The 17263-nt window shown below is 41.1% G+C and carries 16 protein-coding genes and 2 pseudogenes; 16 read left to right on the forward strand and 2 right to left on the reverse strand.

Annotated features, from left to right (window positions below):
• Positions 1–84: 84 nt before the first annotated feature.
• Positions 85–186 (forward strand): annotated as a pseudogene (locus tag I2D69_RS21050) (DUF6783 domain-containing protein); the annotation flags it as partial.
• Here I2D69_RS21050 and I2D69_RS21055 read toward each other — a convergent pair.
• Both I2D69_RS21055 and I2D69_RS10610 read right to left on the reverse strand, forming a co-directional pair.
• Positions 148–273 (reverse strand): annotated as a pseudogene (locus tag I2D69_RS21055) (DUF6783 domain-containing protein); the annotation flags it as partial. The pseudogenes I2D69_RS21050 and I2D69_RS21055 overlap by 39 nt on opposite strands.
• Positions 274–682: 409 nt before the next feature.
• On the reverse strand, positions 683–1186 hold the full coding sequence (locus I2D69_RS10610; protein ID WP_015516962.1) for a helix-turn-helix transcriptional regulator: 504 nt from the start codon (positions 1184–1186) through the stop codon (positions 683–685).
• Between the two features lie 571 nt (positions 1187–1757).
• Here I2D69_RS10610 and I2D69_RS10615 point away from each other — a divergent pair.
• From I2D69_RS10615 to I2D69_RS10685, 15 genes are all read left to right on the forward strand, one after another.
• A complete protein-coding gene (locus I2D69_RS10615; protein WP_015568851.1) occupies positions 1758–2057 on the forward strand; it encodes a hypothetical protein in 300 nt (99 codons plus the stop codon).
• Positions 2054–2248 carry a hypothetical protein gene (locus I2D69_RS10620; protein ID WP_015568850.1) on the forward strand — a complete coding sequence of 65 codons (195 nt, stop codon included), beginning with the start codon at positions 2054–2056 and terminating at the stop codon, positions 2246–2248. Before I2D69_RS10615 ends, I2D69_RS10620 begins: the two co-directional genes overlap by 4 nt.
• The gene (locus I2D69_RS10625) at positions 2241–3161 is read left to right on the forward strand and encodes a ParM/StbA family protein (RefSeq protein ID WP_195379880.1); all 921 of its coding nucleotides are present in this window, start codon (positions 2241–2243) and stop codon (positions 3159–3161) included. Before I2D69_RS10620 ends, I2D69_RS10625 begins: the two co-directional genes overlap by 8 nt.
• Before the next feature lie 8 nt (positions 3162–3169).
• A complete protein-coding gene (locus I2D69_RS10630; RefSeq protein WP_195379881.1) occupies positions 3170–3619 on the forward strand; it encodes an ATP-binding protein in 450 nt (149 codons plus the stop codon).
• 5 nt (positions 3620–3624) lie between these two features.
• Positions 3625–3798 carry a hypothetical protein gene (locus I2D69_RS10635; RefSeq protein WP_172622380.1) on the forward strand — a complete coding sequence of 58 codons (174 nt, stop codon included), beginning with the start codon at positions 3625–3627 and terminating at the stop codon, positions 3796–3798.
• A gap of 237 nt (positions 3799–4035) precedes the next feature.
• Entirely contained in the window at positions 4036–4824 is a 789-nt protein-coding gene (locus I2D69_RS10640; protein ID WP_243243800.1) for a hypothetical protein, read from the forward strand.
• Between the two features lie 91 nt (positions 4825–4915).
• Positions 4916–10294, forward strand: coding sequence for a SpaA isopeptide-forming pilin-related protein (locus I2D69_RS10645; protein WP_195379883.1), 5379 nt, complete (start codon positions 4916–4918; stop codon positions 10292–10294).
• Positions 10295–10365: 71 nt separating this feature from the next.
• On the forward strand, positions 10366–10713 hold the full coding sequence (locus tag I2D69_RS10650; protein WP_055306798.1) for a helix-turn-helix transcriptional regulator: 348 nt from the start codon (positions 10366–10368) through the stop codon (positions 10711–10713).
• A 14-nt stretch (positions 10714–10727) separates the two neighbouring features.
• Positions 10728–11723, forward strand: a complete 996-nt coding sequence (locus tag I2D69_RS10655) for a DUF5688 family protein (RefSeq protein WP_195379884.1) — start codon at positions 10728–10730, stop codon at positions 11721–11723.
• Positions 11724–11832: 109 nt separating this feature from the next.
• Positions 11833–12372, forward strand: coding sequence for a JAB domain-containing protein (locus tag I2D69_RS10660; protein ID WP_178742034.1), 540 nt, complete (start codon positions 11833–11835; stop codon positions 12370–12372).
• A gap of 4 nt (positions 12373–12376) precedes the next feature.
• Positions 12377–13354: a DUF3991 and TOPRIM domain-containing protein gene (locus tag I2D69_RS10665; protein ID WP_178742036.1), complete on the forward strand. Its 978-nt coding sequence runs from the start codon at positions 12377–12379 to the stop codon at positions 13352–13354.
• 391 nt (positions 13355–13745) lie between these two features.
• Positions 13746–14270: a multidrug transporter gene (locus tag I2D69_RS10670; RefSeq protein ID WP_178742038.1), complete on the forward strand. Its 525-nt coding sequence runs from the start codon at positions 13746–13748 to the stop codon at positions 14268–14270.
• 4 nt (positions 14271–14274) lie between these two features.
• Entirely contained in the window at positions 14275–14607 is a 333-nt protein-coding gene (gene mobC / locus I2D69_RS10675) for a plasmid mobilization relaxosome protein MobC (protein WP_055216197.1), read from the forward strand.
• On the forward strand, positions 14594–16042 hold the full coding sequence (locus tag I2D69_RS10680) for a relaxase/mobilization nuclease domain-containing protein (RefSeq protein WP_243243801.1): 1449 nt from the start codon (positions 14594–14596) through the stop codon (positions 16040–16042). The genes mobC and I2D69_RS10680 overlap by 14 nt, the downstream gene beginning before the upstream one ends.
• 29 nt (positions 16043–16071) lie before the next feature.
• Positions 16072–17256, forward strand: a complete 1185-nt coding sequence (locus I2D69_RS10685; protein WP_195379885.1) for a hypothetical protein — start codon at positions 16072–16074, stop codon at positions 17254–17256.
• Positions 17257–17263 lie beyond the last annotated feature (7 nt).

The raw sequence follows: 17263 nt of genomic DNA on the forward strand, positions 1-17263 counted from the left end.
CTCCAGAACTGTTTTTTGAATGGAGTATAGCAAAAAAGCAAGTAACTGTAAACTATTATTACTAGATGGATACTATACTAGAGCCTGTTTGAAAATCATTCCCGCAATCTGCACGCCCCACTTTGCGGGAGATTTCACCCGAATTCGGTTGCCGTAGCCCGCTACGGCGCCCTCATCCGAGCGAAATCTCCCACAAATTGTGACGCACATCTTGCAGAAAGCCTTTTTCAAACACGCTCTAGGAAGAGATGAATAGGATTGCAAAATCGGCATAGTATGATAAAATAATAGAAAAAAATTAAAAATAATCTGATTATAAGGTTCTTAGGAAGCCTGTTTTCCAGGCTGGTTATTACTAAGAAGTTACTAAATTTGGATAAGAAAATATACGAATTTATGCTGTGATATACAGGAAAATGACAGGATTGAGGATTATCGGAAAATACCTGTAAACAGCGTAAATACAGCATTTCAAGGAGTTTTAAGCAATGATAAGTGTGTTATTTGTTTGCCACGGCAATATACTAACCTTGATTAAAAATACTTGAGTTTACAGTGTTTTGGGGATGTTACAGTAGATTTTACCAACGATTTACCAAAGCTATTTGAGTAGTGGATAAACTACTCAGGATATGTAAAGAGAAGTATTATAAAAGAGTCCTAGCAAAGAAAAATCCGCAATTTAGCGGATTTTTTTAATACGTTCATTAAATAAAAGCAATCTGTTAATCTTATCATCATAAAATTCTTTTTGCTGTTCAATCACAGCTTTATCATTATCCTCATAGGAAATTAAATCCATCTGTTGTTTACAATTTAGATAAGAACAAATAGCTTCATTTATTTGTGAATCTTCAAATGTCATGTGTATGCTGCTGGGGATGTAGTTGCCATCTTTATCCTTATCAGCAGATATTTTCAATGAAGATTGTTCATTAAGCTTCATAACCAAAGAAAGAACATCACTAACGGTATTAATATCGTAATCAAGAAATACAGTTACGCTAATGCCAAGAGCTTCAGCTATTTTTTGAAGTTGATCTGGTTTTGGATTGCGTTCACCGCTTTCATATTTCTTTATGGTAGATAAATAAATACCGGACTGTTTTGATAATTCGTCCTGTGTCATATCTTTTAATTTTCTATATTTTTGAATTTTACTTCCAATTGAATGTCTATTATCCATTAATAATCACCTCAAACAAATTGATATGAATATTTTAACACAGAGTTCACAAAAGTGGTACATTATTTTGAAAATATATTGACAACCACAAATGTGGACTATATAATAAAAATGCGAACAGACCACAAATGAGGACTAACATAAAAAGAATAGATATGTTGAAAATACTTCTTTTGGCGAAGTTCAAGGATTCAAAATTTTGCTATATCATAATCCTGCGAGTTGCAAAGCAGCTCATACAATTGAATAACAATTACAGATATAGTGATAATTCCGGTTCAGATACCTGATGGAAATCAAATATACTTGCGAAGAGTGCTGAAGGATTGAGAAATGAAAGTGGAGCGAGTAAGGGTAGTCAATACTGTTGCGGAAGGATAATAAACTATGAAGGTGTTCAAAGGGAACTTCCTGGCTCTCGAAAAGGCGGTAGAGAGGATAGCATTATTTAATTTAACTTAATGCGTCGTAAACGCAGATGCGGCTTATCTGTAATTCCTATGTGTGCAGGCAAATGGGAAAAAAGCACACCTACATGGCATGAGCCGTGTAGAAAGCAGGTAAGTAGTGAATGAAATTAACTTTTAAAGGTGTGGATATAAGCACTGAGGAAAAGTTCGTCAGCTACATTAATTCACTGAACACAGCGATAATGAAGCAAAATGCCATGAATGAAATCAAGCAGGATTTATATGATGTTTCTTATTTGAAAAAGCGTTACCGAAAGATTGTAGCCAGAAATGAGAAAGCATTATTTATGGCAGAGCACGAATGTTTGAAATGTGTTTATTTCCAAAGACTGGCACGAAAATGTCAGGCAAATTGTAAGTGTCTCTTAGAAGAATCTACGGAAGGAGGCGTATTTACATGAAGCTATGTTGGATTGTAGTGTTGGTCGGAATAAGTATCATCCTGGTTTTTCTATATTCATTAGTTGCAATGTCGTCCAGAACAGAGAGGTTTATTGAGCAGCTTATGGAAGAGGAAGGGAGAAAAGATACAGATGAGCAGGATATGGAAGCAAATATTACGGAAGGGAAGGAGAGACAGGAACATGAATAACAAGTTAGAAGTAATCGGCATTGATCATGGATGGTCAATGATGAAAACAATCTCTCAGGTATTTGTCACAGGTGTTAAGGAGATTACAACAACTCCGGCACTTTTCGGCGATGTACTTGAGTATGAAGGAAAGTTCTATAAGGTTGGAACTGTGAGGCAGGAAGTAAAGGATACCAAGGTCGAAGATGACAGCTTTTATCTTCTCACTCTTGCAGCAGTTGCCAAGGAACTTAAAAGAAGAGGTCTTGCAGAGGCAAAGGTATTCCTTGCTGTAGGACTTCCACTTACAAGGTTTGGAGCTGAGAAGAATGATTTTATCAAGTACCTGACAAAGAATAAGCGGGTGAGCTTCAAATATGAGAATGAGCCGTATCATATCGAGATTGATGATGTGGCAGTATTCCCACAGTGTTATGCGGCAGTAGTGGACAAGATTCCTACAATGGCAAAGAAAACGCTGATAGTAGATATTGGTAGCTGGACAATCGACATTATGCCGGTAATCAACAAGTCACCGGATGAATCTAAGTGTGTGACGATTCCAAAAGGTCTTATTACCTGTATGCGTTCTATCAATGAGCAGTGTGTAAGACAGCTTAACGGAGAGATAGACGAGTCAGAGATACAGAACATCATGCGGTATGGCAGGTCAGATATTGATGATGAATACTTTGCCATTATTAAGGCAGAGATAGAGGATTTTGTTGATAAGGTATATAACTCAATCCGTGAGTTTGGGTATAACTTAAAGACTACACCGATTGTATTTGTCGGAGGCGGGGCAGTTGTGATGAAAAATTTTGGGAGTCACGATGCCAGGAACATTTCCTATAACCTTGATGTAAAGGCAAATGCAAGAGGATATGAGCAGCTTGCTACGATGGGTCTTAAAAGCACTAAGCGATTATCATAAGGAGGCAGATGATGGGAAGAAGACTTGAATATGAAGTAAAAACTTCTGTCCGCCTAAACATGAGCAATCCTCAGCATGTGAAAATCAATGATGTAATTCAGAACCTTGATCCGAAGATTTTCAAATCTAAGAACCAGTTCATTATAGAGGCGATTCAGTTCTACATTGATAATTATGGAAAAGAAACCTTTGTTATCAAGAAGAAGGAAAAAGAGAGGGCAGAATATATCCGGTCAGAAGATATTGATGACATTAAGGAAGAAGTCATTGAAGCAGCAACCAATGAGGCTAGGAAAGAGGTCATAAGGTTGTTAGGCGGAGTGATATCCGGGATGAATGTTGGTCAGCCGGTAATAAGGCAGGCAGCCAATAGTGAAGAGGAAGAACCAACAGAAGATGTTATGGATGATGAAGATGTTGCAGGACTTGCAATGGGATGGATGTCGAAAGGAGACTGATTATTATGAGAAGAGTTATGGGAGCCGTAGGAACAGTGATTTTAGAGATACTCAAGTGGATATTAAGGATAATTCTTGGAGCTTTGAAGCTGGTCTTAGGACTTGCCAGAATAATTCTTCTTCTATTCGCTATGGTGGCAAGGGTATTTCTTTCATTCGTAAGAATGGGCACATTCTGAGAGGAGGTGAGCATATATGCAGGCAAAGGGTTTATTCTTGAATTATAAGAAGAACAGACGACTTATGCAGTATTTCTTTAAAATAAGAGAGCTGGTGTAATGAAAGGAGTTTAAGATGCACAGAATACGGGACAGTCCTATGTGTCCCGTGCATTACAGATAAATAGTTCACCGCAAGGGTGGATGGCACGGAACACAAAGCCCGTCCCTCTTGCGGAGAAGGGATGGGTGATTACTATGAAGAAGATAAGTATTATCTTATTATCCGCACTACTGGTCTTTTCAATGGCTGCCTGTAATGGTGGTAAGGAAAAGGCTGATAATCAGACAGAGAAACAGACGGAAAGCGTAAAGCCAACTGAGGAAGCAGAAATGGCAACGGAAGCTGTCACAGAGGTCACAACCGAAGGTGGAAGTGAAGAGACAGACAAAGATATTGCCGAGGTTAAAGATTCAGAAGAGAAGAATGATAAGGAAGATAACCGGTCCGCTGATAATGAAACTGCTTCAAGGCAGGAAGAAAAGCCAAAGCAGAATGACGAGCCGGAACAGAAAGCTTCAGTAAATGATAATGAGGAAGCTGGCGGAAATCAGAGTAATGCAGGTAATGGTGGTCAGACTACAGACAGTCCGAAAGACAATGTGAGCAATCCACAGCCTGCATCCGTGGCATACAGTCCACAGAATGTTGTGTCACTTGCAACAGCAAAGTGTCAGGCAGGAGGGATGATTACCACACAGCAGAATTTACAGAATCATTTGAATGATGGCAGTATCACGCAGGAAGAGTACAATGAGTATTATCCTTACGATGGTATGGAAGGCTCTTATTATAGTGTGTTTGTAGAGACAGACCTCAACAAAGCAAGTACCATTGATGGACAGCGGTTATCCTCTGAGGATGCAATCGCAGAATATATTGCAAGTATGTTACTTTTGGAAACAGATCCGGTATTCTACATCAGTTATGATGGAGTTTACACGACAGGCGGCACAGACTATTACGAGTTTCGATGTCACAGATAAATAAAAACGAATAGAAGCAGAAGGAAGAAAGATGTAAGCCATAAACTTATGTCTTTCTTTTTTTATGCGTAAATTAAGGAGGAAAGAGCACATGAAACAGAAACTAAAGCGTTTTATGGCAGGATTTATGGCTATGCTCACACTGGTTGGAACACTCTTTGCGAATGGTACAACAGCATTTGCAGCCAGTCCGCAGGCAAATATTGCGTTCTGGAATGCGTCAGTCAAAAATTCCGGAGAAGTAAGTGAGCTAAAGCCCGGATTTAATCATGGCAAGATTCTGTATTCAATTCTTGACGGAAATTCGGCGTATTGTATGAATTTCGGATTGAAGGCAGATGGCGGTCAGCTTATGAACAGCTACGATGATGCGAGCACATCAATGTCAGCACAGCAGAGAAAGCTTTTAAGTTACTGCCTTTATTATGGGTTTAACAGTACACAAAAGGCGGCACCAAGCAACAGCCAGTGCGATGAGTATATCGCAACTCAGGCAATGGTATGGGTTATTGTAGCAGATATCTTTGGAACCGGAAGCGGTGATTCAGCAGCAAGAAAGCTCTGTAACACAGCACCAAGTCCTGATTCTTCATACAGCTATTATGAGAGGCTCAGAGACAATATCAGCAGTTCCTACAATGCAACGCTTCCAAGTTTTGCATCACGCAGAACCAGTGAGGCACCAACTTATGAGTTGAAGTGGAATGAGGGAAGTCAGAGATTTGAAACAACATTATCTGACAGCAATGGTGTCTTATCAGACTTTGATTTTGGCATCAGCGGATATTCTGTTGATAAGAATGGCAACAGTATTACAATCTCTTCAACGAGCGTGAATACCACAGCTACAACAGGAACATTCACATCCAATGCTGGCAAGGTTGAGACAACATCAAGCTGTGTATTCTGGCTTACAGGAAAGAGCGGATATCAGGAGTTTATTTCTGAAAGACCGACAGCAGATCCTATCAAAGCCTATATCAAGATCAAGACAGAGAACATCGGATATGGTGAGCTTACAAAGACAGATGAGTCAAGCGGAGTGAAGCTTTCCGGAGCAGTTTATGGAATCTATTCTGACAGCAGATGCACAAACAGAGTACAGACCATGACAACAGATGGAAACGGATATGCAAAGTCAGCTGCACTTGTTGCAGGCACTTATTATGTAAAAGAGATTACCGCTCCAAAGGGATATGTCCTTTCCGGTAAGGTTCATACACTTACTGTAAAAGCAGGACAGACAACGGGAATCTCTGCAACAGATAAAGAGCAGCTTGGAGCAATCACAATCTATAAAGAGGGTGAGGTTCTTAGCTCATGGAATGGAAGCAATTTCACTTATGAGAAAAAGAAGCTTTCCGGAGCAGCATTTAAGGTAACTGCCGGAGCAGATATCTATAAGGCAGATGGTACAAAGGTGTATAGTGCTGGCGATGTTGTGGCAGAAAGCCTTACAACAGGAACTGACGGACAGGTGGTATTATCTGACCTTCATCTTGGAACTTATGTGGTTACTGAGATTAAGAGCATTGACGGATATACAATCAATACCACACCTCAGACAGTTGCAGTTGAGTATAAGGACCAGACTGTGACAGTCCAGTATGAATCAACTACGATTGAGAATACAAGGCAGAAAGCGGATGTATCTGTCGTAAAGAAGGATTCTGACACAGAGAACCCTCTTGATGGCGGCAAGTACACACTTTATGCCGGAAATGACATTAAGAACTATGCCGGACAGGTTATTGTGACAAAGGGTACAGCTCTTGAGACAGTAACTACAGGTGAGGACGGAAAGGCAAGCTATAGCGTGGATCTGCCAATCTCTAATGGATATTTTATCTCAGAGACACAGGCTCCATATGCGTATATCAGAAACAGTAAAGATGTTTACAGCTTCAATTTCAATGTATTACCTGAAACACAGGCAAAGGCATCATTCAGTCACACATTTGCAAATAACAGAACTACAGCAAAGATTCATATCTACAAGGTAGACAAGGAATCAGGCAAGGCAGTTGCCCAGGGAGATGCAAGCCTTGAAGGTGCAGTTTATGGTCTTTATGCGAGAAACGATATCGTGCATCCGGACGGAGCAACAGGAGTCGTATTCAAAGCAGGTGACCTTGTAGCAACACTTACAACAGATAAGAATGGAGAGGCAGAGGTCAATAACCTTTACCTTGGGAATTATTATGTAAAGGAAATCACTCCATCAGAGGGGTATCTCTTAGACGAAGAGGAGCACGATGTAGTATGCGACTATGAGGGAGACCTTGTAGCAGAGGTATCAAGAAGCACAACCTCAGCAGAGCAGGTTATCAAGCAGCCATTCCAGCTTATCAAGGTATCGGACAATGGCGATGATACTGAAGCAGGACTTCTTGCAGGTGCAGAGTTTACAGCTTATTTGAAATCATCTTTACCTGTAAAGGCAGATGGAAGTTATGACTTTGACAAGGCAACTCCTGTGGTAATCGGGGAAAACGGAGCAACAACAATCACATCAGATGATAAGGGACATGCAGTTTCTATTGCAATTCCTTATGGAACCTATGTGGTAGTTGAGTCAAAGACACCGCATAACATGAAAACAATCAAGCCATTTGAGGTGAAAATCAGCGAGAATCATCCTGACAAGCCTCAGACATGGAGAGTATTCCTTGACAGGGAGTTTACTGCAAAGCTTCGTGTAATCAAGAAGGATTCCGATACAAAGCAGACAGTGCTTGTACCAAATGCAGAGTTTAAAATCTTCAATATTGATAAGAACGAATATGTGAAGCAGTACACAACTTATCCGTCAAAGGTAGAGCATACTTCATTCTTTACTGATGAGGACGGAGATTTAATCTTACCGGAGGCACTGAAAATCGGTAACTACCGCATTGAGGAAGTATCTGCACCATACGGATATGTTGTAAATGATAAGTATGTCAGCATATCTGTTGATACTGACACAGCATTTGAAACAGATGGTGATACAAATGATGCGTTCATCACCGTGGAATATTCAGATGCCCCTGTAGTCGGAGAGCTGACTGTAGAAAAGAAGGGAGAGGTACTTGACGGATTCAAGGGTGGACTTCTTGCAAGCTCATATGAGAAAGAGTTTGTTTATAAGGAAGGCTCACTTGGCGGAGCAAAATTCAAAGTTTATGCTGCCGAGGATATTTACACAGCAGACAACCAGAAGGATGCAGACGGAAACCGCATTAAGTATTACAGCAAGGGAGACCTTGTGACAACTCTTACAACTGGTAAGGATGGAAAGGCAACAGCTAAGAATCTTCCTCTTGGACAGTACAGGGTTGTGGAAGTGGAAGCTCCATACGGATATGTATTAAATCCGAATGAGCAGAAAGTGACATTCACATATGTGGATGATAAGACACCTGTTATCAAGGAAAGCCTTACTTTCTCAGATGACAGACAGAAGCTTGATATGTCAGTGACTAAGCTTGATTCAGAAGATAATACACCGATTGCAGGTGCAGTATTTGGTCTTTATGCAGACGAGGATATCAAGAATGTAGATGGCAAGGTAATTATCGAGAAAGGCACACTTCTTGAGAAGACAACATCTGATGAGAATGGAAAGATTGCTTTTGTTAAGGATTATCCATTTGCAAAATATGTTGCAAGGGAGCTTGTAAAGCCTGCCGGATATGTGACAAATGAGGAAGCAGTAAACTTTGATACAAAATATCAGGGACAGGATGTTAAGACTGCTGTATATAACAGCGAGTATAAGAACACTCCTACAACCTTTGAGTTTACAAAGACAGATATCACAAGCAGTGCAGAGCTTACAGGTGCAACACTTACTGTACTTGATAAGGATGGAAATGTGGTAGACACATGGACATCTGATGCTAAGGAAGCACATGTAATCAAGAGACTTGTAGTTGGAGAGACTTACACTCTTCGTGAAGAGTTTGCTCCTTACGGATACCTCAAGGCAACTGATATCCAGTTTACAGTGGAGGATACAGGAAAAGTGCAGCATGTAGAGATGAAGGATGAAGTTCCTACAGGTTCCATCGTTATCAATAAGGACGGTGAATTTGTAACAGACACTACTCTTATGAAGGGTTACTGGTACGACTTTATCTTCAATTTCTTCAAGGACAGCCTTGCAGGAGTAACTTTTGATGTATATGCAAAAGAGGATATCGTGAGTGCTGACGGACTTGACACTGTATATCACAAGGCAGGAGACAAGGTGGCAAGCATCGTGACAAATGATAAGGGGATCGCAAGAATTGATGACCTTCCACTTGGCAGATATTATCTTGTTGAGACAAAGACCATTGATGGATTTGTATTAGATGATACACCGATTGAGGCAGACCTTTCCTATATCGACCAGAATACAAAGGTTGTATTTGCAGGAACGGATGTGACAAATGAGCGTCAGAAAGTGCAGATTACTGTAACCAAGACGGATTCAGAGACTAAGGAAGCACTTGAAGGAGCAGTATTCAGTTTATTTGCGAAAGAAGATATCGTGAACAAAGATGGCAAGGTAATCGTAAAGGCTGATACACAGATTGAGAGAACAGTAACAGGTAAGGATGGAAAGGCTGCATTTACCTCTGACCTTCCGCTTGGACAGTATTATGTCAAAGAGATTGAGGCACCAAAGGGCTATGTGAAGTCTGATAAGATTTTTGATGTGGATGCTTCATATCAGGGAGATAAGGTAAAGGTTATCGAGTTTGAGGCAGCATTTGAAAATGCACCGATTAAGGTAGAGATTTCAAAGACTGATATCACAGGCGAGAAAGAATTACCTGGAGCAAAGCTTTCAGTTATTGATGCTGATGGAAAGCTTGTTGAGAGCTGGACATCAGAAGCAGGAAAGACTCATATGATTGAGAGACTTCCTGTCGGAAAGTACACACTCAGAGAGGAATCTGCACCATATGGATATAAGGTGGCAAGTGATGTAACCTTTGAAGTAAAGGAGACTGCAGAAATCCAGAAGGTATCCATGAAGGACGAGCAGGCAGTCGGAAAGATTGTCATTGAGAAAACTGAAAAAGTAACCGGAAAGCCGATCGAGGGTGTTGTATTTGAAGTAAGAGATAAGGACGGAAAGGTGCTTGACACACTCACTACTGACAAGAATGGTCATGCAGAGAGCAAGGAGCTTCCTATCTGTACTTACAACGAGGATGGATCATTCAAGGAAGATATCCATTATACAGTAGTTGAGACAAAAGCAGCTGACGGATATATCCTCGATGAGACAGCTCACGATGTAACTCTTCGATACGATGACAATGCACCGGATGTTGTTGTAACAACTCTTAAGCTTGTCAATGTACCGACAGAACCTAAGCTTCCACAGACAGGCGACAATGCAAATCCGCTTCTTTATCTTGGAATTGGTGCACTTGCACTTATTACAGGTGTTGGAGTAGGACTTCGTGGAAGAAAGAAAAAGAATAAGCAGTAACAATTAACCTTGCGGGGAATGTAAGCCAGTGACTTATGTTCCCCTGCTTTTTTTGATTTGGAGGACAAACAGTGGTAGGAGAAAGAATCAGATATTACAGAAAACGACAAAAAATGACACTCAGGGAACTGGGCGAGAAAAGTGGTTTTGAAAATAGAGGTGATGTAAGAATTGCCCAATACGAAAATGGTTCAAGAGTTCCAAGGACGGGAACGTTGAACAGGATTGCAAAGGCACTTGGCATTCCGCCGGAAGAATTATTCTGTGAGGACTGTAGAAAGTGCATGTTTCTCAAGAATTATTACAGAAAGAAAAGAAAATCTCATACCACTTTTGATATGGGAATCGAAGAAGACAACAGTTACAGAGAACACAAAAATCCCGAGGATGAAGGGATTTTGTATGACAATTTAGATTAAGGAGGAACCGTAATATGATGAATTACGAGATTTTTAAGGAAGTAGTAAAAGAAAAGTTTATGGATTATATGCCTGAGAAGTTCAAAGGAATGGAGCTTGTGGTAGAACCCGTGGAAAAGGTGAATGTGACTCTTGATGGCATCATCTTAAGAGAGGAAGGCAGGAATATTTCGCCTACGATTTATATCAATGACATGTATAAGAAGTATCAGAACTGTGGTGATCTTGAAGAAACACTTATGGCTGCATGTGACTTCATGGAAAGGGCATATGAGCAGGCTCCGGTTGTTGATGTGGACAGCATTATGAGGGATGCTAACGAGAAGATTGTATTCCAGCTCATCAATACAGAGCAGAACAAGACATTTTTGGAACAGGTGCCTCACAGAGAGTTCCAGGATCTTTCTATTGTGTATAAGGTAATTATCAGTGCCGATAAGGATGCGGTGCAGAGTTCAAAAATTACAAATGAATTTGCGAAAAGACTTGGAATGAGTGAGGAACAGCTCTTTAAGTGTGCTGCTGAAAACACAAGAAGAATCTTCCCACCTGTAGTACGAAGCATGAATGACATTATGAGAGAAATGTTCGCAAGGGATGGGATGCCACAGGAGATTGCAGAGATGATGATAGCCGAGATTCCACCGGAACAGACAATGTGGGTGATTTCCAATGAAAAGGGTATCAATGGTGCAGCATCCATGCTTTATGAGAATGAGCTTCATGAGCTGGCAGAGAGTTTAGAGAGTGACCTTTATATTCTCCCTTCGAGCGTGCATGAGGTTATTGCTGTATCTTCAGATATGGGAAGCCCTGAGATGCTTGCACAGATGGTAGTCGAGGTAAATATGCAGGAGGTGTCTTTGGACGAGAGACTTTCCAATCAGGTATATCACTATGATAAGGATTTAAGAAAACTTACCCTTGCAACTGATACACCGAACAAGAGACTTGATGGTATCGTTGCAGAACCTCCCCTTGTATATGATGCGAAGGAAAAGTCCAGATAGGAGGCAGTTATGGAGCAGGAACTTACAATGGAAGAATTCATTGCTCTCATAAACAGCCAGAAAGGTGACTTTGTTATCCGTGTCGAGTTTGGAGAGGAGGCGGTGTCTGATGCCAAAGAAGAATGACTTCAAGCTTGATGTGGTTTCGGTAAGACTTGTAAAGGATGCTCCGATTTATTCGGAGCACACCTTTAATAATCCAGCTGATATAGCTGCTGTCATGGGAGAATGTATGTGCCAGTTTGACAGGGAAGTAGTGTGTGTGGTCAATCTAAGGTCAGATTTAAAACCTATCAATGTGCATTTTGCAAGTGTTGGCTCTTTAAATGAGGCAATGGCACATCCGAGAGAACTGTTTAAATCAAGTATCTTAAGCAATGCCGCAAGCATGATGTTAATCCATTGTCATCCATCCGGGAACGTATTCCCAAGCAAGGCAGACACGATGATGACAGACCGCATGAACAAGCTGTGTGAGCTGATGGGAATACCGCTCATTGACCATATCATAGTCGGTGGAGACAATCGAGAATTTTTCAGTTTCAGGGAAAAAGGCATGATTGATAATCCTAAGATTACCCTGAGCACAGATTACCGGACACTTGATATCAAGTCACCGCTTGTAGCAGAACAGGGAAAGGCAAGGTGAGAGCATGGATGGAAGATTTACGGATGAAGAGCTTACCATAGCAAAGAGTGTTGACCTGTGTGCAGTGGCAGAAAGCCTTGGGTATACAGTAAAGAGGATTGGCAAATACCACACTTTAAAGGAGATGGATTCCATCCGTATCTATAACAGAAGCCATTGGTACAGATGGTCAAGGCAGTTTGACAAAGGCAACAATGGCGGCTCACAGATAGATTTCTTACGGGTATTTTGTGGAATGAGTGTAAAGGAGGCTGTGTTCTGGCTTTTAGATTTTGCAGGATACAGAAGAATCGAGAATCCTGTAAAGCAGCCACTTGTTCATCAGGTATCGCAGAAGCAGGCAGAGAAGAGAAAGCCATTTGTCCTACCGGAACCGGCAGGAGATAATTCCTATCTTATTTCCTATCTGAATCAGGAGAGAGGAATCAGCAGAGCAGTCATAGATTTGTTTTTAAAAGATGGACTGATTTATGAGAGCAGGCATTACCACAATATTGTTTTCAAAGGAAATGACAAAAATGGAGTGACAAGATTTGCAAGTATGAGAGGCGTGTTTGATAAGCAGGGCAAGCCATTCAAGTGTGATGTCACAGGAAATGATAAGAACTATGGATTTAATGTGGTAAATGAAAACAGTACAGAGCTAGTAGTATTTGAGGCTGCAATCGACCTTATGAGTTATGTGGATATCTTCACGGATTATGAATCAAATAAGCTGGCACTTGGGATGCTCGCAGATGCACCACTTGAAACATTTCTTCGGGAACATCCGCAGATTACTTCCATCCGGTTCTGCCTTGATGGAGATGAGCCGGGGAGAAATGCGGCAGCTGAACTTATGAGAAAGTATTATGAGCTTGGATATGAGGTAGAAGACTGCCCGCCTCCAGCCGGATATAAGGATTACAACGAGTGGCTTGTGGCGGCAAAGCATAATCTGAACCAGATGAATCAGAGAGTTGATGACCCAGTCAGGGCATGAGAAATCGGATTTTGATGTGTGGGGGCAGAAAGCGCCCCCAAAACAGCAAAGTGGGGGCAGAAAGCGCCCCCAAAATGTCAAAGTGGGGGCAAAAAGCGCCCCCGCAATTCGTACACGCCAGAGTCCGAACGAAAGTAAAAATAAAAGTGGGGGCAGAAAGCGCCCCCAAAATAACAAAGTGGGGGCAGAAAGCGCCCCCAAAGTAGCAAAGTGGGGGCAAAAAGCGCCCCCACTTCCATAAACAGAGGGTTTTAGGGAGATTTTCTCCCTAACTAGATGGCATTAGGACAGAGATGTCTCTAATGCGTATCTAGCAGTCGCCGGGGACTAACCGGAGACTGGAGCTTTGGTGAATATTTACTAAACACGGATAAGGAGGTGCAAGGAAGCAATGGATGCAGAAGTTACGTTATTTTCAAAACCAGAAGAACTGATTGCCTGGGCAGACACATTTGATATCTTACTTAACCCTTCGATAGAAGATGCTGCAATTCTGCTTAACTATATGGAAGGTCATGATTATGCTATTGGCATAGATACTGATGGGAAGATGTACAGACAGGATGTGGCTGAGGAGAATGGTGAAATTGAACCATACCCGATAGATGATGTTATAGATACTGTTTGTGAATGGAATTATGAACTGATACTTGATGCTGATGCACATAGGAATGATCCAAAGGATTTTAAAGATTACAGTGAGTATCAGGATAAGTATGACAGTTTGAAAGCAGATGAAAAGAGGCTGGACAGATTGTTTGAAAAGACCTGTTATGCAAAGGAGATTGATGAAATGGCAGCTGCTTTGGTGGAATCATTCATTAGTCATCTAAGTAGCAGGGATGATTTGGAAAAAGCTGCAGTGACAGTTGCAGAAGGAATTAAAGATTATAGTACGGGTAAGAGAGGAAGGTGAGTCTATGGCAGATAAAGTTCATTGTGTTAGGAAAACACTAAGACTAATGCCAGAGGAAGCTAAGATGCTTGCAAAAAAGGCATGTGATAATGGAATGAATGAGGCAGAGTATATCCGTCTTCTTATCAGTCAGAAACCAAATGATTATCCGGAAGTAAGGAAGATTCTGAAAGAACTCATCAATGAGGTCAACCGAATCGGCATTAACATCAATCAGATAGTATTTAACAGCAATGCCGGGCTGTATTCCAAGGAAGATAAGACACAGCTGATAGCTTATATGCGAAAACTGAATCAGAAGGTAGATGAGGCGGTGGTAAAGATTGGCAATCAGTAAAATCCTTAATATGAAGGATTGTGGTGGGCATTTTCACGGAAAACATCTGAAGAGATCTCTTGATTATGTGATGAATCCGGAGAAAACACAGGATGGAAGGCTTATAGGTGCAATCAACTGTCAGGTTGATTCTGCATTTGAACAGATGAAAGCGACCAAACGGAAGTTTGGAAAAGTTGATAAAAGGCAGGGATATCATATCATTCTCTCATTTAAGGAAGATGAAGTGAATCCTGATACGGCATTTGAGATAACCCGCAGATTCGTGGAAGAGTATCTTGGAAAATCATACGAGGCAGTATATGTGGTGCATGATAATACAGCACATGTTCATTCACACATTGTATTTAACAGTGTGAGTTTTGTGGATGGGAAAAAGTACCGCTATGAAAAGGGAGACTGGGCAAAGTATATCCAGCCAATCACGAATAAGCTGTGTCAGGAATATGGTCTTTCAATCATTGATGTTGATGATGGCAATAAGGAAAAAGAGCATGAAAGCTATAAGGACTGGAGCGAATATCGTGAAGGCAGTTTTGTGTGGGCAGATATGATTAAGAGAGACCTGGATTCCTGCATCCTGCAGGCTGGAAATTATGAGCAGTTTCTGGAACTGTTATCTGACAAAGGATATGAGGTCAAGCAGGGAAAGTATCTGGCGGTAAAGCCACAAGGAATGACGAGATTTCGTAGATGTAAGACATTAGGGGACATGTATTCTGATGAGGCAATCCGGGAAAGGATAGAAAAAGAGGATATTTCATTTTACAGGGAACAGCAGAAAGAGGTACAACCGGTCCTTTGTAAGTGTAAGGTGAGAAGATACCGAAGGGCAAAGATGTCGGGACTTCAAAAGAGATACTATGCAAAGCTATACCGGATAGGAAAGCTGAAAAAGAAGCCATACAGTCAGGTATGGAAGTATAAGGAAGATATCCGTAAGATGCATAAACTGCAGGAGGAGTATTTGTTCCTTGTCAATCATGACATTCATTCAGCGGAGGAGCTTGTCAGTGTAATCAGCTCATTGACAGATAAAAGAAAAGAAGTCTCAGCAGAGAAAAGCCGCATTTATAAGGCTAGGGAGAGAAGTCGAGAACTTTTTGATATAGCAGATGATATGAAAGAGTTAGAACCTGCTGAGAAGTCTTTCCTTCAGGGAGATGAATTTTTTACGGATGAGCATCTGCAATGGGAAACATTGAAACAAAAGCTTTTATCACAGGGATATAGCCTAGAAGAGGTGGAAGCATTGCGTAAACATTATAAAGAGGAGTATTCCAAAACATGTGCAAAAGAAAGGGCAGTATTCAAAGAGTTGAATATTGGTAAATCTATATGGAAGAGTCTTATTCCAGACAGCGTATCAGATGGAAAAGATGCACAGTACAACAAAGAGACAATACGAGACAGGAAAGAACAGCCAGAACGTTAGACTGTTTTTTTAGTAGTTAGGAGGCATATATGGAAGAAAACAGAGAACCGCTTAGTGCAATAGCAATCGAGAAAAAATTGCAGCTTCTCCGAAATAAGCATTTCAGCGAGGATACGATTGCTCTTGTAAAAAGTGATTATGAATATGGACTGACAGAGGAGGAAATCAGCCTTTATCTCAATAAGTCCTACGACATTGAACAGATGAAGATTTTATCGGAGTGTCTGCATAAGGATGTTCCAAAAGATGTGATTGATATTATCAAGAATACCAAGTATTCGGTTCATCAGATGCAGGTGTCTCTCGAATTTTATGAAAAGGGTGTACCTGTTCAGACAATTAAGGAGGTCATGGACAAAGGGGAAAAACCTATCACCATGCGCCGATTATATGAGGAAGTTCTGGAACAGCTGAATAAAGTCAAGGAACAGATTCCGGAAGAGTCTGAGTATGTGAAAGCACTCATTTCTCAGATGGATGAAGTGGTTGCAAAGATCAATCATCAGAATGAAAGGTATGATGCCCTGAATAAGAAACTTTCTGAAATAGAAACTTCCAAAGATGATGAGGAAGTCAGGGGGCGTCTGGTCAAGGAGAACCAGGATAAGGATGCTCTTATCAACAGCCAGCAGAATGAACTGAATAAGGCAAGCAGTACGATTGCAAGACTCAGGGATGATATTGAGAAAAAGGATAAGGAGATGAAGCGTATGGGAGACAGAATAGAGTCATTGGAAGATAAGATCATAAGTGTTGCCACAGAGAATAAGAAAGAGGCAGAAAGTAAGGCAGAGCCGCAGGAAAGCCAGTCCGTACAACAGGCAGATAAAAAGATGGTAGATACAGTTGCAGTTCCGCAGAATATGCAGGCTGTGGCAAACGGGATTCCGGTCTATTATCAGATTCCGGTAGTTGATGGCTCTGGAAATGTGGTGCAGAGACTTCCGATTGAGCGAAGTGTGAGAAAGAGCAGCAACAGCGGAGTGGCGAGCTTTTTTGCAAGGCTTTCTTTTAAGAAAAAGTCAAGAGCAGACATTGTAAAGCTGGTTGCATCGGGAGACCTTGTTCCGGCGCAGCTTGTGCAGATTAAGAGTGCAATTGAAAAGGGACTTACTGAGTCGCAGCTTGTAGAGCTTATAAACAACAACATTTCAGCGGAAAAGATGAAGGAAATCATTGAGATTGCTGTGCTTGAAAACAGTATGGCAGATTAGGAGGAAC

Source organism: Ruminococcus sp. D54t1_190329_F1 (assembly GCF_015551645.1).
GTDB classification, from domain to species: domain Bacteria; phylum Bacillota; class Clostridia; order Lachnospirales; family Lachnospiraceae; genus Blautia_A; species Blautia_A faecis.